General features: G+C 73.2%; 20 protein-coding genes and 1 riboswitch. Of the genes, 7 read left to right on the forward strand and 13 right to left on the reverse strand.

Annotated elements, in window-relative coordinates:
- Positions 1 to 3: 3 nt before the first annotated feature.
- The 5 genes from KV557_RS18070 to KV557_RS18090 all read right to left on the reverse strand — a co-directional run bounded on the left by KV557_RS18070 (position 4) and on the right by KV557_RS18090 (position 6,512).
- Positions 4 to 1,059 (reverse strand): hypothetical protein, encoded by a 1,056-nt coding sequence (locus KV557_RS18070; protein WP_218201419.1) that lies wholly within the window; start codon positions 1,057 to 1,059, stop codon positions 4 to 6.
- A 139-nt stretch (positions 1,060 to 1,198) separates the two neighbouring features.
- Positions 1,199 to 2,782 carry an alpha-amylase family glycosyl hydrolase gene (locus tag KV557_RS18075; protein WP_218201422.1) on the reverse strand — a complete coding sequence of 528 codons (1,584 nt, stop codon included), beginning with the start codon at positions 2,780 to 2,782 and terminating at the stop codon, positions 1,199 to 1,201.
- Positions 2,783 to 2,923: 141 nt separating this feature from the next.
- The gene (locus KV557_RS18080) at positions 2,924 to 3,544 is read right to left on the reverse strand and encodes a bifunctional 4-hydroxy-2-oxoglutarate aldolase/2-dehydro-3-deoxy-phosphogluconate aldolase (protein ID WP_218201424.1); all 621 of its coding nucleotides are present in this window, start codon (positions 3,542 to 3,544) and stop codon (positions 2,924 to 2,926) included.
- Positions 3,541 to 5,211, reverse strand: a complete 1,671-nt coding sequence (locus KV557_RS18085) for an N-acyl-D-amino-acid deacylase family protein (RefSeq protein WP_218201426.1) — start codon at positions 5,209 to 5,211, stop codon at positions 3,541 to 3,543. The genes KV557_RS18080 and KV557_RS18085 overlap by 4 nt, the downstream gene beginning before the upstream one ends.
- Positions 5,211 to 6,512: an alanine racemase gene (locus KV557_RS18090; protein ID WP_308129955.1), complete on the reverse strand. Its 1,302-nt coding sequence runs from the start codon at positions 6,510 to 6,512 to the stop codon at positions 5,211 to 5,213. Before KV557_RS18090 ends, KV557_RS18085 begins: the two co-directional genes overlap by 1 nt.
- A 245-nt stretch (positions 6,513 to 6,757) precedes the next feature.
- Between KV557_RS18090 and KV557_RS18095 the strand changes: the two genes are divergently transcribed.
- The 3 genes from KV557_RS18095 to KV557_RS18105 are packed head-to-tail and all read left to right on the forward strand — an operon-like array spanning position 6,758 to position 9,104.
- Positions 6,758 to 7,930: a sugar kinase gene (locus KV557_RS18095; RefSeq protein ID WP_218201428.1), complete on the forward strand. Its 1,173-nt coding sequence runs from the start codon at positions 6,758 to 6,760 to the stop codon at positions 7,928 to 7,930.
- Entirely contained in the window at positions 7,927 to 8,676 is a 750-nt protein-coding gene (locus KV557_RS18100) for an IclR family transcriptional regulator (RefSeq protein ID WP_218201430.1), read from the forward strand. The genes KV557_RS18095 and KV557_RS18100 overlap by 4 nt, the downstream gene beginning before the upstream one ends.
- Before the next feature lie 20 nt (positions 8,677 to 8,696).
- Entirely contained in the window at positions 8,697 to 9,104 is a 408-nt protein-coding gene (locus tag KV557_RS18105) for a RidA family protein (RefSeq protein ID WP_218201432.1), read from the forward strand.
- A 44-nt stretch (positions 9,105 to 9,148) separates the two neighbouring features.
- On the opposite strand, the gene KV557_RS18110 is transcribed toward KV557_RS18105, so the two are convergent.
- Positions 9,149 to 10,363: an MFS transporter gene (locus tag KV557_RS18110; RefSeq protein ID WP_218201434.1), complete on the reverse strand. Its 1,215-nt coding sequence runs from the start codon at positions 10,361 to 10,363 to the stop codon at positions 9,149 to 9,151.
- Between the two features lie 193 nt (positions 10,364 to 10,556).
- Between KV557_RS18110 and KV557_RS18115 the strand changes: the two genes are divergently transcribed.
- Positions 10,557 to 11,276 carry a DUF2470 domain-containing protein gene (locus tag KV557_RS18115; protein ID WP_218201436.1) on the forward strand — a complete coding sequence of 240 codons (720 nt, stop codon included), beginning with the start codon at positions 10,557 to 10,559 and terminating at the stop codon, positions 11,274 to 11,276.
- A 7-nt stretch (positions 11,277 to 11,283) separates the two neighbouring features.
- Here the strand turns inward: KV557_RS18115 and KV557_RS18120 are convergent, their stop codons facing one another.
- Positions 11,284 to 11,505 (reverse strand): hypothetical protein, encoded by a 222-nt coding sequence (locus KV557_RS18120; protein WP_218201438.1) that lies wholly within the window; start codon positions 11,503 to 11,505, stop codon positions 11,284 to 11,286.
- 330 nt (positions 11,506 to 11,835) lie between these two features.
- Positions 11,836 to 12,861: a M23 family metallopeptidase gene (locus tag KV557_RS18125; protein ID WP_218201440.1), complete on the reverse strand. Its 1,026-nt coding sequence runs from the start codon at positions 12,859 to 12,861 to the stop codon at positions 11,836 to 11,838.
- A gap of 3 nt (positions 12,862 to 12,864) precedes the next feature.
- Positions 12,865 to 13,050, reverse strand: a riboswitch (cyclic di-AMP (ydaO/yuaA leader).
- 305 nt (positions 13,051 to 13,355) lie between these two features.
- Between KV557_RS18125 and KV557_RS18130 the strand changes: the two genes are divergently transcribed.
- Positions 13,356 to 14,888, forward strand: coding sequence for an MFS transporter (locus KV557_RS18130; RefSeq protein ID WP_308129956.1), 1,533 nt, complete (start codon positions 13,356 to 13,358; stop codon positions 14,886 to 14,888).
- A gap of 27 nt (positions 14,889 to 14,915) precedes the next feature.
- Here KV557_RS18130 and purB read toward each other — a convergent pair whose 3' ends face one another.
- From purB to KV557_RS18155, 5 genes are all read right to left on the reverse strand, one after another.
- Positions 14,916 to 16,355, reverse strand: a complete 1,440-nt coding sequence (purB, locus tag KV557_RS18135; RefSeq protein WP_218201442.1) for an adenylosuccinate lyase — start codon at positions 16,353 to 16,355, stop codon at positions 14,916 to 14,918.
- An 82-nt stretch (positions 16,356 to 16,437) separates the two neighbouring features.
- On the reverse strand, positions 16,438 to 16,893 hold the full coding sequence (locus tag KV557_RS18140; protein WP_218201444.1) for a MarR family winged helix-turn-helix transcriptional regulator: 456 nt from the start codon (positions 16,891 to 16,893) through the stop codon (positions 16,438 to 16,440).
- 97 nt (positions 16,894 to 16,990) lie between these two features.
- A complete protein-coding gene (locus KV557_RS18145; protein ID WP_256177576.1) occupies positions 16,991 to 17,407 on the reverse strand; it encodes a DUF3037 domain-containing protein in 417 nt (138 codons plus the stop codon).
- Positions 17,404 to 18,159: a HipA family kinase gene (locus KV557_RS18150; protein WP_218201534.1), complete on the reverse strand. Its 756-nt coding sequence runs from the start codon at positions 18,157 to 18,159 to the stop codon at positions 17,404 to 17,406. The genes KV557_RS18145 and KV557_RS18150 overlap by 4 nt, the downstream gene beginning before the upstream one ends.
- 9 nt (positions 18,160 to 18,168) lie before the next feature.
- The gene (locus KV557_RS18155; protein WP_218201447.1) at positions 18,169 to 18,624 is read right to left on the reverse strand and encodes an Lrp/AsnC family transcriptional regulator; all 456 of its coding nucleotides are present in this window, start codon (positions 18,622 to 18,624) and stop codon (positions 18,169 to 18,171) included.
- A 93-nt stretch (positions 18,625 to 18,717) separates the two neighbouring features.
- Here KV557_RS18155 and KV557_RS18160 point away from each other — a divergent pair, with 93 nt between their 5' ends.
- Together KV557_RS18160 and KV557_RS18165 are read left to right on the forward strand one after the other, a co-directional pair.
- Positions 18,718 to 19,515, forward strand: a complete 798-nt coding sequence (locus tag KV557_RS18160) for an LLM class flavin-dependent oxidoreductase (protein ID WP_218201448.1) — start codon at positions 18,718 to 18,720, stop codon at positions 19,513 to 19,515.
- Positions 19,512 to 19,946, forward strand: a complete 435-nt coding sequence (locus tag KV557_RS18165; protein WP_218201450.1) for a nucleoside deaminase — start codon at positions 19,512 to 19,514, stop codon at positions 19,944 to 19,946. The genes KV557_RS18160 and KV557_RS18165 overlap by 4 nt, the downstream gene beginning before the upstream one ends.
- Positions 19,947 to 19,987: the final 41 nt, after the last annotated feature.

A 19,987-nucleotide genomic window follows, 5' to 3' on the forward strand; every position in this document is an offset into this window, starting at 1 on the left:
TGGTCAGACCGCGACCGCCTCCTCCATCTCCTCCTCGGCCTCCACCGAAGCCTTCACCGGACGGCGCCCGCGCCGCTCGTACAGCGCCGCGGCCCCCACGGCCGCTCCGCCGAGCAGCAGCCACACCACCAGGGTCAGGACGTGCCCGCCGAGGCCGGCGCCGCCGTCGAAATAGAGGATGCTGCGCGCACCCTCCAGGAAGCCGGCGCCGGTCCAGAAGCCGTGCAGGGCGCCGAAGAATCCGTTCTGCAGCTCGGGCCGGTAGATGCCGCCGGAGGTGGTGAAGTTCAGCATCACGAACAGCACCATCAGGGCGAGCGTGGTCCACCTCTTCAGGAAGGTGTGCAGACCGATGCCGACGAAGATCACCCCGGCCGAGTAGAGCCAGCCGAGCGCCCAGATCGCCGCGACGTCATGGTCCACGACGTGGAAGACCGGACCGGCGGTGACGATCCCGATCACGCTCACGACGAGCGAGACCGCGAGGCCGACCAACGCCCGGACCCGCATGCGCAGCCCGGCACCGGCCGCGCCGATCGCGGCGACACTCGCGTAGGAGCCGATGCTCAGCGCGACCAGCAGGAAGAACAGGCCCTGACCGGTCGGGTCGCCCTCGGCGAGCGGGGTGAGGTCGGTGACGTGCAGCGGGACGCCCTGCTTGTCGGTGACGTTGGTGAACACCGCCGTGGCGACCACCACCGAGGTGTCCGAGTTGCCCTTGGCGACGAGCAGTTCGGGGCTCTTGGCGTCGGGGACGAACGCGCCGACCAGGTCGCGGTCTCGCAACTGCTGCTCGGCGGCGGTCCGGTCGGGCAGGGTGCGGACGTCGAGCGCGTTCCCGGCCTTGGCCTGGATGGCCTGCGCCAGGCCCTGGGCCTGCGGGGTGGTGCCGACGAGGGCGACCTTGAGGTGGTGCGGCTCGGGCTGGTGGAACGCGCCCTGGTAGGCGAGCGCCATGCCGAGGCACATCAGCAGCGGCGTGATCAGGTGGACGGCGAGGTGCTTGAGCGAGTGCCCCAGGGTGGGCGCTGCGGCGGGGGTCCGGGGTGTGCTGCTCATGGGGTTCGTACCGTCCTCCGGTGACGTCGACTACGCACAGATGGCAAATACAACCAATGCAGGTGGTAAATGCAACCATCCGTGGATGTAGCTTACAACTATCGAATGTCACCCGGAAGCCGACCCCAGAACCGGTGCCTCACCGCAGCTCGAACACCCCGTACCCGAACCCGTCCGCCCGCAGCTCCCCGTCCGTCACGCGCACGCCCTGTACGTCCAGCGGCCGGACCGCGACCCCGGACCCGAGGTGCACCACCCCCGGCTCGCGCCGCGGGTTGACGGCCACCAGGTACCGCCCGGCCCGGGTGTACACCAGCGGGTACCCGGCGTGCCGGACCTCCACCCCGCCCGACGCCCCCAGCCCGGGGTGCGCCCGGCGCAGCGCGATCAGCCGCCGGACGGTGTGCAGCAGGGAGGTCGGATCGGCGCGCTGGCTGAGCACGTCCGGCCGGTGCGAGTCCGGGTCGACGGGCAGGTAGAGACGCTCGGGCGGGGCGCTGGAGAAGCCCGCGGTCGGGCCGGGCCGCCACTGCATCGGGGTGCGCGAGCCGGCCCGGTTGTAGCGGGGGCCGAGCACGCTGCCCTCGGTGTCGGGCAGCCCGGGCACGTACCGCATGCCGATCTCGTCGCCGTAGTAGATGGCGGGCAAGGTGGGCCAGGTGAGCTGGAACGCGAAGGCGGCCGGGAGCTGTTCGGCGGTGCGCGGGCCGGTGGCCAGCCGGGAGAAGTCGTGGTTGGCGGTCGGCAGCGCGATGTGGCCGCTGTCCTCGGTGAGTTCGGCGGCGGAGCGCCAGGCGTCGAGGAAGATCTGCGGGGTGCCGCGGCCCTCGGCCTCGAAGTAGCACGGGCCCTGCTGCCAGAACTCCTCCACCGTGCCCGCGTTGTTGTTCCACAGCGAGCGCAGTGGCAGGCCGCGATCCGCGCCGCCGAAGTGGAGGAAGAAGTCGGCGTGGAAGCCGGCGGCGAGGGCGGCGGCCGGGTCGCCCCACTCGGCGAACAGGGCGGCCTGCGGGTGGGCACGGTCGAGCCAGTCGCGCAGTTCGGTCCAGAGCTTGGCGGTCTCGGCCCGGCCCGGGTCGTCCTTGACCAGCGAGTAGGCCATGTCCACCCGGAAGCCGGCCAGGCCGAGGCCGAGCCAGTGCGCCATGATCTCGCGCAGCGCCACGCGGTTGGCTCGCGGGCCCTCGGCGTCCACCGGCTGGCGCCAGGGCTCGTCGGAACTACCCCGCGCGTAGCCGAAGTTGAGGGCGGGCTGACAGTCGAAGAAGTTCGGCCGGTAGAAGCCGGGACGACTGCCGGGCGAGGCGACGAAGCCGTCCACCTGCCGGTCGGACCAGATGTAGCGGTGGTCGGCCGGGTCCTCGACGGCTGCGAGGAACCAGGGGTGACGGTCGGAGGTGTGCCCGGCGACCAGGTCGAGCAGGATCCGGATGCCCTTGCGGCGGGCGGCCTCGACCAGGGCCACCAGGTCTTCGGTGCGGCCGTAGCGCGGAGCGGGGACGAGATAGTCGGTGACGTCGTAGCCGGCGTCGCGGAACGGCGAGGCGAAGCAGGGGTTGAGCCAGACCGTGTCGACGCCGAGCCAAGAGAGGTGGTCGAGGTGCTCGGCGATGCCCGCGAAGTCCCCGATGCCGTCACCGTCGGAGTCGGCGAAGGTCTGCGGGTAGATCTGGTACAGGACGGCGCCGGCCAGCCAGTCGGGGCCGGGGCGGGTCGAGGTCATGGGCTGGGTCCTCCTGCCGGGTCCGGGGGCCGATCCCCTGATTCTCGCCGAATCCCGGCCGTCCCGACAGTCCGCCTCGCTTCCCGAACCCAGGCCCGCAGTCCGGCGCGTCAGGGCCCGAAGTCCGCCGTGCCGCCCGGATCAGCGTCCGCAGGCCGCCGTGAACGCCCGGGCCCGGCGGGTGATCTCCGCCCAGTCCCCCGCCGCGACGACGTCCGGCGGCACCACGTCGGTGCCCGCGCAGACCGCGAGCGCGCCGTGCGCCAGGAAGTCGGCGGCGTTGCCCGCGTTCACCCCGCCGGAGGCCACCAGCGGGACGTCCGGGTAGGGGCCGCGCAGGTCCTTGAAGTAGCCGGGGCCGAAGGCCCGGGCCGGGAAGATCTTGACGGCGGCGGCACCCAGGTCCACCGCCTGCGCGACCTCGGTCGGGGTGAGCGCACCGAGCACGACCGGCACCCCGGCGTCGCGCGCGGCGGCCGCCACCTCGGGCCGGCAGCCTGGGGTCACCAGGAACGAGGCCCCGGCCGCGACCCCGAGCTCGACCTGCTCGGCGGTCAGCACTGTCCCGATCCCCACCCGCCACCCGGCCGCCGAGGAAGCTCTCAGTTGGTCCGTCACATTCGGTGTGGTGTACGTGAATTCGGTCCAGGTGATGCCACCCTCGGCGAGCGCGGCGCACAGCGCGGCGGCGTCCGGAATCCGCGGCGCGCGGACCACGGCGATCACCGGGTGGGCGGACAGGGCGGTGGCGAGAGGCGTCATACGGCTCGGGCTCCTCGATCGGTGCGGCGCAGGGCCCGCCCGGGCCGGGCGCCCGTGGTGCGGCCCTGCCGGACGACGGCAGTGCCGTTGACATACACGTGCTCGATGCCCTCGGCGGGCAGCCGGGGTTGCTCGAAGGTGGCGGCGTCCCGGACCCATTGCGGGTCGAAGAGCACCAGGTCGGCGTGGCACCCGGGGGCGATCCGGCCGCGCCGGTGCAGCCCGAGCCGGGCAGCGGGCCGCCCGGTCATCCGGGCCACCGCCTCCTCCAGCGTAAGAACGCCCAACTCCCTGCTGTAACGGCCGAGATAGCGCGGGAACGTCCCCCAGGCGCGCGGGTGCGGGCGGGCGCCGACGAGTAGACCGTCGCTGCCCGCCGTGTGCGCCGGGTGGCGCATGATCGCCCGGACGTTCTCCTCATGCCCGACGTGCTGAAGGATCGTCGTGGCCAACTCGTCCTGTCGCAGCAGGTCGAGGAAGACCTCCGTACCGCTGCGCCCCTGCTCGGCGGCGAGTTCGGCGACGGTCCGGCCGACGGCGTCCGCCAGGGCCGGCGACCGGACGCCCGACAGCTGGATCGTCGCCCAGTCGGTGACCACGCCGTGGCAGCCGTCGCTGCCCGACTCCTCCACCGCGTACCGGATCCGCTCGCACGCGGCCGGGTCGGCGAGCCGCGCGAGTGTGGCCGCCGGGCCGCCCTCGGTGGCCCAACTCGGCAGCAGGGCAGCCAGGGTGGTGGATCCGGGCAGGTAGGGGTAGCTGTCCAGGGTGAGGTCCACGCCGTCGGCGAGTGCTTCGTCGACGAGGTCCAGCAGTTCGCCGGCCCGGCCCCGGTTGACGCCGAAGTTCATGGTGGCGTGGGTCAGGTGCAGCGCGCAGCCGCTCCGCCGCGCGATCTCCACCATCTCCGTGTATCCCTCCAACGCCCCTGCTCCGTACGAACGTTGGTGCGGGGCGTGGAAACCGCCGTAGGCCGCGACCACCGTGCACAGCTCGACCAGCTCGGCGGTGTCCGCGTACATCCCGGGGGTGTAGCTGAGGCCGCTGGACATGCCGACCGCACCGTCCAGCAGGCTCCGTGCCAACACCTGCCGCATCCGGTCGAGTTCGGCCGGGGTCGGCGGGCGGTCGGCCCAGCCCATGGCGAGCATCCGAAGCGAGCCGTGCGGGACCAGGTAGCAGGTGTTGACGGCGACGCCGGTGCGGTCGAGGCGGTCGAGGTAGCCGGCGACGTCGCGCCAGTCCCAGTCGAAGTCCGCCGGGTCGCCGTTCCAGCCCGCCAGTTGGCGGCGCAGCGCGGGCAGCGTGGTGTCGTCCACCGGCGCGTAGGACAGGCCGTCCTGGCCGAGGACCTCGCAGGTGACGCCCTGGGTGACCTTGGCCGGGTGCTCGGGTTCGAGCAGCAGGGCGAGGTCGGAGTGGGCGTGCATGTCGATGAAGCCAGGGGCGAGGACCAGCCCGTCGGCGTCCACCTCCCTGGCGCCGGGCAGGCCGTCGCCGATCCCGCTGGTCACGCCGGCGGCGATCTCGGTGATCAGCCCGTCGGCGATCCGGACGTCCGCCCGGTACCGGGACGCGCCGGTACCGTCGATGACCGTCGCATCCCGGAAGACAGTGGAGCCCCGGAAGACGACACCCCGGGAGACGTCACCCCCGCCGCCCACCATCAGAAGAACGTCCTGACCAGCCCGGTGACCCTGGGCTCGGGGGCGTCCGCGGAGTCCAGCACCGGGATCATCGTCCACTTGTCGAAGGCGGTGCACGGGTGCGAGACACCGAGCCGCAGCACCGCGCCGACGGGCGCGAGGTCGCCCGCGTCCCGCAGGAAGGCGTGCTGGTCGTTGAGCGCGGTGATCCGGGCCGCCGTCCCGGTCAACTCGGCGCCGCCGCGCACGCGTTGCGGCTCCGGCAGACCTTCGTCGAACGGCAGGTCGCGCTTTCCGGCGTCCAACAGGGCGAGTTGGGGCTCGGGCCGGGACACCACCCGGGCCCAGCCGTGCAGGGCGCTGCGGAAGGGGGCGTCGCCTGCGCCCCGGACGAGCGGCGAGATCCCGCGGTAGAAGCCGTCGTCGTGCGCGAGGTAGGCGCCCGAGCGCAGCACCGTGAAGGTGTCCGGGAGACCGGCCAACTCCTCGACCACCAGGTCGAAGTAGGCGCTGCCGCCGGCCGAGACGATCGGCGGCGCGTCGTCGGGGTAGGCGCGCGTGAGGCGCCCGTGCAGCTCGGCGAGCGCCTTCAGGTAACCGCGGACGGTGGCCAGCCCGTCGGCCGTGGCGTCGTGCGCGAGCGCGCCCTCGTACCCGCCGACGCCGGCGAGGCGCAGGGCCGGGGCGCGCAGCACGGCGGCGGCGATCTCGACGGCCGCGTCAACGCCGCGGGCGCCGGTCCGCCCGCCGGGGCCGCCGAGTTCGACCAGCACCTCGACCGGCCGCTCGGCCCCGGCGGCGCGCAGCGCCTCGTCCATCAGCCGGACGCTTTCGGTGGAGTCCACCCAGGAGACGAAGGCGAACTCCGGGTCGGCGGCGAGCTCGGCGGCGAGCCAGCCGAGACCGGCCGGGTCGAGCAGGGTGTTGGCGAGCAGGATCCGCCGGACCCCGAAGGCGCGGGCGACCCGGACCTGCGGCAGGTTGGCGAGGGTGATGCCGTGGCTGCCGGCGTCCAGCTGCGCCTGCCAGAGGGCGGGCGCCATGGTGGTCTTGCCGTGCGGGGCGAGGGCGACGCCGGCCTTGGCGCACCAGTCGGCCATGGTCCGCAGGTTGTGGTCGAGCGCGGCGGCGTCGAGGGTGAGCAGCGGGGTGCCGAGGCCGCCGAGGGTGGGCCCGGTGGCCAGCCACTCGCGGACGGTACGCCCCCAGGCGTCCGCCGGGAGCGCCTTGAACCGCCAGTCGAGCGGCTCGTCGGCGAGGGCCGCCACCGCGGCGCCGTCGATGCCCGGCCCGGTGCCGCTGCGTACGAAGGTCTGCTCCACCGTCTTCCTCCATCAGCCAAGTTGCAACATGCGCAACGATGGTTGCACATGCTGGCATCTCGGTTCTAGCATCGGCGCCGGACCACGGTCAACGGAACCGCAGCACGGCCGCCGCACGACGCCGACCCACCGGCGGCTGCACACCCCCCGATGCCTGACGCCAACCCACCGGCCGCCGCACGACGCCGACGCACCGGCCGACCACCGCCCGCCGCACCGGCCGCCGCAGACGAGGAGCCCTGCAGATGCCGCGACAGGACACACCGGACCCGGCGCGCCTCGGCCCGCCGACCGCCGTGTGCGTGGGCGAGTCGATGGCGGTGCTGCTGCCGGACCGCCCGGGCCCGCTGGAGGCGGTGGAGAACTTCCGGCTCTCGGTCGGCGGCGCGGAGTCCAACGTGGCCGGCGCGCTCACCGCACTCGGCGTCCCGACCGCCTGGATCAGCCGGGTCGGCGACGACGGCTTCGGCCGCCGCCTGCTCGCCGAGGTCGCCGCCCGCGGGGTGGACGTCTCGGCGGTCTCCGTCGACCCGCACCGCCCGACCGGCCTCTACCTCAAGGAAGTCGGCGGCTCCACCGGCCACCGCCACGACCTCGGCCCCGGCCGCAGCCGCCTGCACTACCACCGCCGCGGCTCGGCCGCCGCAGCGCTCTCCCCCGCCCTGCTGGACGACCCCGCCGCCGCCCGACTCCTGGCCGACGCCCGGCTGCTGCACCTGTCCGGGATCACCGCCGCGCTGTCCGACGACTGCCTCGCCCTCCTGCGCACCCTGCTGGCCGACCGCCGCCCGGACCGCCTGGTCAGCTTCGACCTGAACTGGCGCCCCGCGCTCTGGCACGACCGCGACCCGGCCGTCCTGCCGCCCCTGCTCGACGCCGCCGGCGTCCTGCTGCTCGGCGCCGACGAGGCCGAGGCCGCGTTCGGCACGGGCGACCCGGCCGCGCTGCGCCGCCGCTTCCCCACCCCCGCCACCGTCGTCGTCAAGGACGCCGCCCGGACGGTCACCGCGCTGGAACGGGACGGTACGGCGATCGCCGAACCCGCCCTCGCCGTCGAGGTGGTCGAGGCGACCGGCGCCGGCGACGCCTTCGCGGCCGGCTACCTGGCCGGCGCCCTCCGCGGCCTCGACCAGCGCCGCCGCCTGCGGCTCGGCCACCTGAGCGCCGCGTGCGCCCTCACCGCCCACGGCGACCAGGCCGAACTGCCGCCCTCCCCCGTCGCGACCGCCCTGCTCAACGCCTCCCCCGCCGACTGGGCCGCCACCCGCGTCACCGCGGACGGGATCACCGGGCCCGCCCTCCCCGCGAGAATGGCCCCGACCGGCCAGAGCGGCACCGACCCGACCCCGACCAGCCCCAGCCCCAGCCCCAGCACGAGCCCGAGCCCGAGCCCGAGCAGAACGAGCGGAGCACGATGAGCCAGACCGTCACCCGCGCCCTGCGCATCCTCGCCGAGCTCGGCGAGGGCGAGCGCTCCCTCGACCAGCTGGCCGAGGTGCTCGGCGTACACAAGACCACCGCGCTGCGTCTGCTCCAGAGCCTCGAAGCGGAACGATTCGTCTACCGCGACGCCGGCTACCGCTACCACCTGGGCGCCGGCCTGTTCGCCCTCTCCGGCCTCGCCCTGGAGCAGCGCGGCATCCGCCGGATCGCCGCCCCCCACCTGGCCGAGCTCAACGCCGCCACCGGCCAGACCGTGCACCTGGCCGCGTACGAGGGCGGCGAGGTCGTCTACATCGACAAGTTCGACTCCCGTCACCCGGTCCGGATGTACTCCCGGATCGGCCTGCGCGCCGCGCTGCACAGCGCCGCCGTCTCCAAGGTGCTGCTCGCCGACCTGCCGCTGCCCGAGCGGCGCCGGGTGGTGGCCGGCATCGACTTCACCCCGCACACCGCGCACACCCTCACCACGCCCGAGGCGCTGCTCGCCGAGCTGGAGAAGGTGGCCGCGCAGGGCTGGGCGCAGGACCACGCCGAGCACGAGGCGTTCATCAACTGCGTGGCCGCGCCGGTCCGGGACGCCAGCGGCCGGGTCGTCGCCGCCGCGTCGATCTCGGTACCGGACGTCGTCCTCCCCTACGAGCAAGTGCTGGAACTCCTCCCGCAGTTGCTCGCCACCACCCGCGCCATCTCGGCCGACTGCGGTCGTCCGGAACACAACTGACGAGCCGTCAAAGGAACCACATGACCGACAAGACCGAGATCCGCACCGACGGCGCCCCCGCCCCGGCCTGGATGTTCTCCCAGGGCGTCCGCAAGGGCCCGATCCTCCAGGTCTCCGGCCAGGGCCCGCAGGACCCGGCCACCGGCGAGTACCTCCACCACGGCGACGTGAAGGCGCAGACCCGGCGGACGCTGGAGAACGTCAAGGCGATCGTCGAGGCCGGCGGCGCGACCGTCGAGGACGTCGTGATGTTCCGCGTCTACCTCACCAAGCGCGCCGACTTCCCGCTGATGAACGAGGTCTACGCCGAGTTCATCGAGGAGAACATCAAGCCGGGCGGCGTGAAGCCCTGCCGCACCACGATCTTCGTCGAGCTGCCGCAGGAGCCGATGCTGGTCGAGATCGACGCCCAGGCCGTCGTCGCCTGAGCACGCAGAGGGGCCCGGACGACCAGGCGTCCGGGCCTTTCGCGTCACCGCCCCGCAGTGACGCCCTCCTCCACCGCAGCACCCCCGCGCGCCACAACCCGACCGGCCGACGCGCCGTCCCTCCGCTCCAACCCCGCCGACAGCAGCGTCACCCCGAGCGCGACGGCGGTGAGCAGCCCGCCCACCCAGTTCGGCGCGTCGTAGCCGAGCCCGGCCGAGATGACCACGCCGCCGAGCCAGGCCGCCAGCGCGTTGCCCAGGTTGAACGCGGCGATGTTGGCGGCCGAGGCGAGCGTCGGCGCACCGGCCGCCTGGTCCATCACCCGCTTCTGCAGCGGCGCGACGGTCGCGAAGCCGAACAGCCCGATCAGCGGGATGGTGACGATCGCACCCACCTTGCTGTGCGCGGCGAGGGTGAACGCGAAGAGCAGCACCGCGAGCACCGCGAGGATGACGGAGAGACTGCGCATCAGCGCCCGGTCGGCGAACCAGCCGCCCAGCAGGTTGCCGACGAACAGGCCGACGCCGAACAGGAACAGCAGCCCGGTGACGCTGCCCGGGGCGAACCCGGCCAGCTCGGTCATCATCGGCGTGATGTACGTGAACATCGCGAAGATACCGCCCCAGCCGAGCACCGTCATGGTCAGCGCGAGCCAGATCTGCGGCGTCCGGAAGACCGCCAACTCCGCGCCCAGGCGGGCGCCTTCGGGGCGCGGCTGGACGGGCACCAGCGTGGCGATCCCGATCAGACCGAGCACGCCGAGCCCGGCGACGGCGTAGAACGTCGAGCGCCAGCCGAGGTGCTGGCCGAGCAGGGTGCCCATCGGCACGCCGAGTACGTTGGCGGCGGTGAGGCCGGTGAACATCAGGGCGATGGCGCCGGCCCGCTTGTGCGGGGCGACCAGGTCGGCCGCGACGACCGCGCCGATGCCGAAGAACGCGCCGTGCGCGAAGGCGCTGACGATCCGGCCGACCATCAGCAGCCCGAAGGCGGGCGCGACGGCCGCGACCAGGTTCCCGGCGACGAACAGGCCCATCAGCGTCAGCAGCATCCCCTTGCGGGGTGCCCGGGTGCCGAGGACGGTGAGCAGCGGGCCGCCGACCACGACACCGAGGGCGTAGCCGGAGATGAGCAGGCCGGCGGTGGGGATGGACACCGAGAAGTCGCCGGCGACCTCGGGCAGCAGGCCCATGATCACGAACTCGGTGGTACCGATGCCGAAGGCACTGATCGCCAGCGCCAGGAGCGCGAGGGGCATGAGGGATCGCTTTCCGGGAGGAATCGTTTTCCGGGGAGGATTCTTTGCGCGTGCAACTACCGGCGTCGACAATACGGACGTCCACGAATACTTGCAAGCGCCGTCTATCCCCACCCACACAGACCAACCCGACACTTGCCATCACACTCCGCCATCATTAGGTTAGGCTCACCTAACTACGAGGAGGTCCGCCATGGGCAAGCACCGCACCGACGCCGAGGTGCCCGAACCCACCACCGCCGAACGGGTCCACAGCCTGCTCGCCGCCACCTCGTCGCTCACGGTCCGCGCCCTCGGCGAGCACCACGCCCTCGACAGCCCGGTCTCCGTCCACGGCTCCCGGCTCCGGCTGCGCGCCCCCATCGACGCCCCGCTCACCCTCGCCGCCGCCCGCGCCACCGACGGACTCGCCGTCGTCCTCGACGTCACCGACGTCGCCCCCGTCGCCGTCCGCGACCGCGTCCGCGCCCGCCTCACCCTGGCCGGCCGGCTCCGCCTCGCCCACCTCGCCGACGACGGCGTCAGCGTCCACCTGCGCGTGGACGTCGCCCACGCCGTCCTCTCCACCCCTTACGGCACCGGCGCGATCACCGCCGCCGACCTCGCCCTCGCCCACCCCGACCCGCTCGCCCGCCCCGAGGCCGGCCTGCTCACCCACCTCGCCGACGACCACGCCGACGCGCTCGCCGTCCTCACCCGGCTGCTCGACCCCGCCCTCCTCGCGGACCGGCCCGACGTCCGCCCGCTCGCCCTCGACCGCTACGGCCTGGTGCTGCGCCTGGACCACCCGCACGGCCACCGCGACGTCCGCCTGGTCTTCCCCGAACCCGCCGCCGACACCGAGGACTTCGGGCACCGCATGCACGACCTGCTGGCTGCCGCCCGCAGCGCCCTTCCCGCCCACCAGATCTGACTGTCAATCAATTACGTTCCGCCGCTGCATCCTCCAGGACGATCCGCCCCGTCCGCGCATACAGCTCCGGCCGCCGCCTCCGCACGACCAGCGCCAGCACGATCCCGCCCACGAAGGCGCCGATCACCAGGTACGGAATCAGCCGGAACAGCAGCGTGTCCGCCGCTGCCCCCGCCGCGGCGCCCCCGTCGGCCTGCCCCCCGAGCGCGTCCCCGCTCTGGACGGTCATCCGGCCTCCTCCATGGCTGTGCCGCCCGCCGGACACAGCCCGGCCGGGCGCTGACTGCCCGACAGCATCGGCGCGCAGCGGAAGCCGCCGCAAGATGCACATCGACGGGCAACCGGCCACGAAGTTGACGCCCTGCCCGAGCAAGGCCCCCGAAACGACAGCGGCCGGCCCGGCTCACGAGGAAGGTCTCGTGAGCCGGGCCGGCCTGGGCGTGTCCCGCGCCCATGTCCACCGATACGGCGATCACCCGGTCGAGCGGTCACCCGACATGACCATCCCGGATGGTCGATTCGCCCCGCATCAGCGGTGGTCGTTCACCCCGTGCAGGGGTCAGAGCGCGACGCCGTGCGCCCGCAGGTAGGCGACCGGGTTGATGTCCGAGCCGTACTCCGGTCCGGTGCGGATCTCGAAGTGCAGGTGCGGACCGGTCACGTTGCCGGTCGCACCGGACAGGCCGATCTGCTGGCCGACGGTGACGGTCTGACCGATCGACACGCCGATCGAGGACAGGTGCGCGTACTGGGCGTACTTGCCGTCGGCGAGCTTGATCTCGACCTCGTTGCCGTAGGCACCGCCGTTGCCGGCCTTCACCACGACACCGTTGGCGACGGCGCGCAGCGGGGTGCCGGTGGAGGCGATGAAGTCCTGGCCGGTGTGGTGGCCGGAGGCCCACATCGAACCGGCCACACCGTACGCCTCACCCAGCACCGGGTGGGCGAGCGGGGCCACGTAGCCGGAGGTGCTGGCGGCGACCGGGGCGGCGGTCACGGCCTGGGCGGGCTGGGCGACGGCGGCCTGGACCTGCACCTGGGCCGGGGCGGCCGGCTTGGCGACCTCGATCTGGACCTGGAGCTGGCCCTGCGGGGCCGGCGCGGCCTGCGGCGTCACGGCCGGAGCAGCGGGCGCGGCCGGAGCAGCCGGAGCGGCCGGAGCAGCCGGAGCGGCGGGCTGCTGAGCCGGTGCCACCGGAGCGGCCGGAGCAGCGGCGTGACCGGCGATCGCGAGCTTCTGCCCCGGGAAGATCAGGTCCGGGTTGCCACCGACGACCGAGCGGTTCTGCTCGTACAGCGCCTGCCAGCCGCCCTCGACGTTCTTGTCGCCGGCGATCCTGGACAGGGAGTCGCCGCTGACGACGCGGTAGCTCTCCTCGGCCCGGCCGGCAGCGGCCGGCTTGGCGTCGACGCTGCCGGCGCCGGTCCAGGTGGAGTTCTGCGAGACCGGGGCGGCCGGGGTGGTGTGGGCCTGGGCGCCCATCGTGGTCACGAGCGGGAGGACGAAGGAGACGCCGGTCACGGCGGTGGCGATGCCGATGCGGGCGGCGCGGGGCAGGGTGATACGACGGGCCTGAGCAGGCATGGAAGGATTCCTCTCCGACGCCTGCGAGGTGAGCTGTCGGGTTCGGGCTGGAGTTGCCCGGCCGCACGCGCGGCTTCACCCCAAGCCGGTCCTGGACGTCCGCGCAAAGAGCGCGAACTCCGGTCCGGCGACTTACCTGTGGGTCCCCCGCTCCTGCCGTACAGATTTCGGATCGAGCCACCGGGCAGCGGCAGGACTCGGCGTTCCACCCGGTGGATCCGTCCGGGCTGGCCGGGCGGTCGCTGAACTAAAACTCATCCGTCCGGGTGAAGCAATGTTGATCTCTTGAACCGGCAACAACTCCGCGGGACGCGGTGACGATCCGGATGATCCACTGCACCGTACGTGCACAATTCATTCACCGGGCGCCACTGATCCGCGACGCTGCGCCGATGTCGCCACCGCTCCGCATCCGCCCGCTCACGCACCGCCGTCCACGAACACACCGCTGGTGACCCTTGTCACGTCGGCCCCATCGGGCGGAGGATCGGGCCGTGGCCACTACCAAGGCCGGCACCCTGCGCCTGGGCACCGCGCGGGGACGCTGGGTACTCCTGGCGACGGTGCTCGGCTCGAGCATGGCGCTGCTCGACGGCACCGTGGTGAACGTCGCCCTGCCCCGGATCGGTGCCGATCTCGGCGCCTCCCTGGCGTCCCTGCAGTGGACGCTCAACTCCTATCTGCTCACCCTGGCCGGGCTGATCCTGCTCGGCGGCGCGCTCGGCGACCGGTACGGCCGGCGCCGGGTGTTCCTGCTCGGCGTCGTCTGGTTCGCCGCCGCCTCCGCGGCCTGCGCCGCCGCGCCGAACATCCAGGTGCTGATCGCCGCGCGGGCCGTCCAGGGCATCGGCGGAGCGCTGCTGACGCCCGGTTCGCTCGCCATGCTCCAGGCGGTCTTCCATCCGGACGACCGCTCGGCGGCGGTCGGCCTCTGGTCGGGCCTCGGCGGGGTGTCGGCGGCGATCGGCCCGTTCGTCGGCGGCTGGCTGGTGGACGGGCCCGGCTGGCGGTGGATCTTCCTGCTGAACCTGCCGATGGCCGCCGCCGTCGTCACCGTCACCTCCCGGTACGTCCCCGAGAGCCGGGACGAGAGCGCGTCCGGCCGCTTCGACGTGCTCGGCGCGCTGCTCGCCGCCCTCGCCCTCGGCTCGCTCACCTACGCGCTGACCTCCGCCGGCGAGGGCCTCTCCCCCGCCGTCTGGTTCACCGGCGCGATCGGGCTGATCCTCGGCGCGGCCTTCATCACGGTGGAGCGCCGCACCCCCGAGCCGATGCTGCCGCTCGGACTGTTCTCCTCCCGGCTGTTCACCGCCGTGAACCTGGTCACCCTCTGCGTCTACGCGGCGTTCAGCGGCGTGTTCTTCCTGCTGGTCGTGCAGCTGCAGATCGTCGCCGGCTTCTCCCCGCTGGTCTCCGGCCTGGCGCTGGTCCCGATCACCGTGCTGATGCTGGCGCTGTCCTCGCGCGCCGCACGGCTCGGCAAGCGGATCGGCCCGCGGATCCCGCTGACCGTCGGCCCGCTGCTGTGCGCGGCCGGGGTGCTGCTGATGCTGCGGGCCGGCCCGGGCTCCTCCTACTGGGCGGACGTGCTGCCCGCCGTCACCGTGATGGGCTGCGGGATGACGCTGCTGGTCGCTCCGCTGACGGCCACCGTGCTGGCGGCCGTCGAGGTCCGGCACGCGGGCATCGCCAGCGGCGTCAACAACGCCGCTGCCCGCGCGGCCAGCCTGCTCGCGGTCGCCGCCCTCCCGGCGCTTGCGGGCCTGAGCGGCGAGGCGTACCGGGTGCCGTCCGCGGTGAACGACGCCTTCCACACCGCGATGCTCGCCTGCGCCGGCCTGCTGACCGCCGGCGCGCTCACCGCCTTCGCCACCATCCGCGGCAACGTCCTGACACCCGAGGACCACCCCGTCGCCGAGCCGGACACCGAGTGGTGCTGCGGCACCACCCCGCCGCTCGACCCCGGCCACGTCCACACGCACGAGGGCCCCGCCACCGGAACGGCGGCAGGGCCCTCGCCAAACTGACTGACCGATCGTCAGAGAATACTCCCGTCAGAGGATATCGGCCGGAGCGTACTTGGCCGCCTCCGGGTAGGAAGCCGCGACGGCCTCCACCTGGCGGACCACCTCGGCGACCTGGGCCCCGGCCGCACCGGTGAACGACAGCCGGTCGGCCAGCAGCGCGTCCAGCGCGGCCCGGTCCAGCGGCATCCGCTCGTCGGCGGCCAGGCGGTCCAGCAGCGCGTTCTCCCGGGCGCCCGCGCGCATCGCCAGCGCGGAGGCGACGGCGTGCTCCTTGATGACCTCGTGCCCGGTCTCCCGGCCGACGCCCGCGCGCACCGCGCCCATCAGCACCTTGGTGGTGGCGAGGAACGGCAGGTAACGGTCCAGCTCGGCCTCGACCACGGCCGGGAAGGCGCCGAACTCGTCGAGGACGGTAAGGAAGGTCTCCAGCAGGCCGTCGAAGGCGAAGAAGGCGTCCGGCAGCGCGACCCGACGCACCACGGAGCAGGAGACGTCACCCTCGTTCCACTGGTCGCCGGCCAGCTCGCCGGTCATCGACGCGTAGCCGCGCAGGATGACGGCCAGGCCGTTGACGCGCTCGCAGGAGCGGGTGTTCATCTTGTGCGGCATCGCGGAGGAGCCGACCTGGCCCTCCTTGAAGCCCTCGGTGACCAGCTCGTGGCCGGCCATCAGGCGGATCGTCTTGGCCAGGCTGGACGGCGCGGCAGCCAGCTGGACGAGGGCGGTGAGCACCTCGAAGTCGAGCGAGCGCGGGTAGACCTGGCCGACGCTGGTGAGCACGTTCTCGAAGCCGAGGTGGCCGGCCACCCGGCGCTCCAGCTCGGCGAGCTTGGCAATTCCCTGACTGTCCCCACCGAGCAGGTCCAGCATGTCCTGCGCCGTACCGACCGGGCCCTTGATCCCGCGCAGCGGGTAACGGGCGATCAGCTCCTCCAGGCGGCGGAAGGCGACCAGCAGCTCGTCGGCGATCGACGCGAAGCGCTTGCCCAGGGTGGTCGCCTGCGCGGCCACGTTGTGCGAGCGGCCGGCCATGACCAGCTCCGAGTGCTGCGCCGCCAGGCGGGCCAGGCGCACCAGCACGGCCACCGTACGGTCGCGCACGTGCTCCAGCGACTGGCGGATCTGCAGTTGCTCGACGTTCTCGGTCAGATCCCGCGAGGTCATGCCCTTGTGGATCTGCTCGTGGCCGGCGAGCTCGCTGAACTCCTCGATCCGGGCCTTCACGTCGTGGCGGGTGATCCGCTCACGGGCGGCGATCGAGCCGAGGTCGACCTGGTCGATCACCCGCTCGTAGTCGGCGACGGCGGTCGCGGGCACCTCGACACCGAGGTCCTGCTGGGCCTTCAGGACGGCGAGCCACAGGTGGCGCTCAAGGACCACCTTGTGCTCGGGGGACCACAGCTGGGCCAGGGTCGCCGAGGCGTACCGGGAGGCCAGGACATTGGGGATCTGGGGCTTCGCGCTCACGCTTCGCAAGCCTAACAGCCGAGGTCAGCCGAAACGTCGCCGAGCCCTCCGCCCGGCCGGCCGGGCGGGCGAGCGGGCGGTACTACTGCGCGCCGCCCGTCCGGCCGGTCAGCACCGGCAGGACCTGCGCGCAGATCGAGTGCAGGGCGACGCGCTGTTCGTCCGTCATCGCCCCGAAGGCCTGGTGGGTCCGCGCCATCTCGCCGCGGATGCGGGACAGGGCCTCCCGGCCCGCGTCCGTGATCACGACGATCTTCACCCGCCGGTCGCCCGCCGCCGCCTCGCGGTGGGCCAGCCCCAGCGACTCCAGCCGGTCGACGATCCCGGTCACGTTGGAGGCGTCACAGCCCAGCCGCCCGGCCAGGGCCCGCATCGGCACCGGCTCCTGCACGGCGCCGAGCGCCTTGGCCTGCGAGGAGGAGAGCCCGTGCCGGGCCGCGGCCGCCGCGAAGTCCTGGAAATACGCGGCGCCGACGGCGGCCAACGCCTCCATCAGCTCGGCGTTGGTCGGTACGGTCGTCGTCGCTGTCGAACCCATGGGGCCAGCGTACGGCCGAGTGCTTCAGCAACTCAAGCTTTGACCACGGCAACCGTCAGCGGATCCACCTCACGGCGCCACGCGTCACACCCGCAGGTCACAGCACCAGCTGGTCGAACAGCCGCCGCAGCTCCGCCTCCGGGTCCGCGGTCAGCCCGGTGTGCACCGGCCCCGGCTGGACGATCGCACTGCGCGGCGCCGTCAGCCAGCGGAACCGCTGCCCGGGGCTGTCCGCCGCCGCCGGACCGGCCTGCGGGCCGCCCGCACACACCGCCTCGATCCCGTGCAGCGCCCGCCGCACCCCGTGCACGTCCGCCACCGGGTCCAGCGCCAGCAGCCGCGCCTGGTCCAGGTGCGTCCGCGCGGCCAGGTGCGCGGCCTGCCGGCAGTACAGCAGCACGCCGACGTTGACGCACTCGCCGCGCTCGACCCGCGGCACCGCGCGGATCACGGCGTACTCGTAGTCGTGCAGCTCGACGGTGGCCGGCAGCGCGGGCGGCATCGGCTCGGTCATGCGGGCACCTCCGGCAGCCAGTCGCGCGGACCGGCCAGTCGCTCGGTCAGCTGGGTCCGGTACGCGGCGCGCACCGCGTCCGGCGAGTCGAAGCCCGGCTCGTCCGCCAGCCAGACGTCCGGGATCCGCGCCACCGCCTCCCCGATCGCCGCCTCGGCGAGCGGCGCGAGCGCCTTGTCCGCGGCCGCCAGGTCCGGCTCGGCGCTCAGCAACGCGTGGTCGGAGGCGTCGTACGGGCGGCGGATCCAGGCGGCGGCGCCCGCCCAGTTGTGGTGGAAGATCAGGCTCGCGCCGTGGTCGATCAGCCGCAGCCCGCCGGTGGCCACCAGCAGGTTGGGGTTGCGCCAGGAGCGGTCGACGTTGCCGATCAGCGCGTCGAACCAGAGCACCTGCCCGGCCAGCCCGGCGTCCACCTCGAAGCAGAGCGGATCGAAGTTGAGCGCCCCGCTGACAAACGCCATCCCGAGGTTCAGACCGCCACTGGCCCGCATCTGATCCTGGATCTGCGGGTCCGGCTCACTGCGCGCCAGCACCGGGTCCAGGTCCACCGTCACCAGCTCCGGCACCGGCAGCCCGAGCCGCCGCCCCAACTCCCCGGCCAGCACCTCCGCCACCAGCGCCTTGCGCCCCTGCGCGGCACCGACCCACTTCAGCGCGTACAGCCGCCGATCGTCGGCCTCGACCAGGCCCGGCATCGAGCCGCCTTCTCGCAGGGGCGTCACGTACCGGATCGCCGTCACCTCAGGAAGCACGCTCACACCCTATCGGTGCCCGGGCCGGTCGGGTCCGCGGTAGGGCAGTGTCCGGCTGTACACGACGCTGGTGGTGGTGCTGCCGAAGCCGGCCAGCTCGTCCACGAGGGTCTCCAGGTGCTCCATGGAGGTCGCGGCCACCTTGAGGGTGTAGCAGTCGTCGCCGGTGGTGCGCAGGCACTCCAGGATCTCCCGCCGCTCGGCGAGCAGCCGGCGCAGCGGCTCGTGGCGGTTGCCCGGGTACTTGAGGCGGACGACGGCGAGGACGGGGTAGCCGACCTCGGCCAGGTCCACCACGGCGTGGTAGCCGGTGATGACGCCCAGCGCCTCCAGGTTCCGCACCCGTTCCGTGGTGGCCGAGGAGCTGAGCTTCACCCGGCGCCCCAGCTCGCTGAGGGAGATGCGGGCCTCCTGCTGCAACTGCTCGATGATCGCCCAGTCGACGTCATCAAGATTCACGGCCATAGGGCGATTCTACCGGCAGAAGCCCTGCAGAAGGCCACCACAACCGGGAGGATCCCGTTCCGCTTCCCATGATCACAGGGATAGCCTCGATCCATGCAACTAGGCGTCAACGTACCGAACTTCGGGCCCGGAACCGACCCCGGTGTGCTGCGCGAGTGGGCACACGTCGTGGAGGGGCTCGGGTACGACCTCCTCATGGTGTCGGACCACGTGGCCGTCACCCCCGACGTGTCCGCGCGCTACCCGGAACCGTTCTACGAGCCGTTCACCACGCTCTCCTGGCTGGCCGGCATAACGACCCGGGTACGGCTGGGCACGACCGTGCTGATCCTCCCGTACCGGCATCCGCTGCTGGTCGCGCGTATGGCCACCAACCTCCACCGGCTCAGCGGCGGCCGGCTCGTCCTCGGTGTGGGCGTCGGCTGGGCGCGGCAGGAGTTCGACGCGCTCGGCGTGCCGTTCACCGCCCGCGGCCGGCTCACCGACGAGTACCTGGCCACCCTGCGGGAGGTCCTGAGCGATCCGGTCCCCATCTGGGTCGGCGGCCACAGCGAGGCGGCACTCCGTCGCGCCACCCGGTTCGGCGACGCCTGGCACCCGCTGCGCCTCACCGTTCCCCGGATGCGCTCGATCCTGGCGAGCCACACACTGCCGGCGTTCGCGCCGCGCATCGCCCTGCGGCTGACCACCGCACCGGTCACCGACCCCGAACGCCCCGCCGGCGTCGGCACGATCGAGCAGATCCTGGACGACCTCCGGCAGCTCCGCGCGCTCAACGCCGACACCGTCCTGCTCGACCCCTACAACGGCGACCCGGAGGCGACCCGCCGGCCGGAGGAGGCCTGGCAGGCACTCACCACCGTCGCCACCCACTGGAGGACAGCATCGTGATCACCACCGCCGACGAGAAGCTCCTGCGCCGCGCGATCGCCATCGCCGCCCACGCCGTCACCCTCGGCGACGCACCCTACGGCTCCCTCCTGGCCGCCCCGGACGGCACGATCCTCGCCGAGGCCCACAACACGGTCCGACGCGACGACGACATCACCGCCCACCCGGAGTTGAAGCTCGCCCGCTGGGCCGCCCGCGAACTCGACGCCGAAACGGCCGCCCGGACCACGATGTACACCAGCTGCCAGCCCTGCACCATGTGCTCCGGCGCCCTCGTCCGCTCCGGCCTGGGCCGCGTCGTCTACGCCCTCTCCACCGACCAACTCATCGCCCTCAACCCCGCCTCCGGCACCTGGCCCTCAGTGCCCCAGGACGGCCCCGCCCTCTTCGCCGAGGCCTGCACCCCCATCGACACCTACTACCGCCCCTGACCTCTCCACCCCAACCCCGCGCAACGGCCCCCCATCCGCCC

This window comes from Kitasatospora aureofaciens, assembly GCF_019192735.1.
Lineage (GTDB): Bacteria > Actinomycetota > Actinomycetes > Streptomycetales > Streptomycetaceae > Kitasatospora > Kitasatospora aureofaciens_A.

Coding starts and splice junctions, on each gene's coding strand:
- KV557_RS18075 (WP_218201422.1), bottom strand. CDS start 2,782: ATGACCTCGACCCGCCCCGGCCCCGACTGGCTGGCCGGCGCCGTCCTG.
- KV557_RS18095 (WP_218201428.1), top strand. CDS start 6,758: ATGCCGCGACAGGACACACCGGACCCGGCGCGCCTCGGCCCGCCGACC.
- KV557_RS18080 (WP_218201424.1), bottom strand. CDS start 3,544: ATGACGCCTCTCGCCACCGCCCTGTCCGCCCACCCGGTGATCGCCGTG.
- KV557_RS18070 (WP_218201419.1), bottom strand. CDS start 1,059: ATGAGCAGCACACCCCGGACCCCCGCCGCAGCGCCCACCCTGGGGCAC.
- KV557_RS18145 (WP_256177576.1), bottom strand. CDS start 17,407: ATGACCGAGCCGATGCCGCCCGCGCTGCCGGCCACCGTCGAGCTGCAC.
- KV557_RS18155 (WP_218201447.1), bottom strand. CDS start 18,624: ATGGCCGTGAATCTTGATGACGTCGACTGGGCGATCATCGAGCAGTTG.
- KV557_RS18140 (WP_218201444.1), bottom strand. CDS start 16,893: ATGGGTTCGACAGCGACGACGACCGTACCGACCAACGCCGAGCTGATG.
- KV557_RS18110 (WP_218201434.1), bottom strand. CDS start 10,363: ATGCCCCTCGCGCTCCTGGCGCTGGCGATCAGTGCCTTCGGCATCGGT.
- KV557_RS18125 (WP_218201440.1), bottom strand. CDS start 12,861: ATGCCTGCTCAGGCCCGTCGTATCACCCTGCCCCGCGCCGCCCGCATC.
- KV557_RS18115 (WP_218201436.1), top strand. CDS start 10,557: ATGGGCAAGCACCGCACCGACGCCGAGGTGCCCGAACCCACCACCGCC.
- KV557_RS18160 (WP_218201448.1), top strand. CDS start 18,718: ATGCAACTAGGCGTCAACGTACCGAACTTCGGGCCCGGAACCGACCCC.
- KV557_RS18105 (WP_218201432.1), top strand. CDS start 8,697: ATGACCGACAAGACCGAGATCCGCACCGACGGCGCCCCCGCCCCGGCC.
- KV557_RS18100 (WP_218201430.1), top strand. CDS start 7,927: ATGAGCCAGACCGTCACCCGCGCCCTGCGCATCCTCGCCGAGCTCGGC.
- KV557_RS18085 (WP_218201426.1), bottom strand. CDS start 5,211: ATGGTGGGCGGCGGGGGTGACGTCTCCCGGGGTGTCGTCTTCCGGGGC.
- KV557_RS18120 (WP_218201438.1), bottom strand. CDS start 11,505: ATGACCGTCCAGAGCGGGGACGCGCTCGGGGGGCAGGCCGACGGGGGC.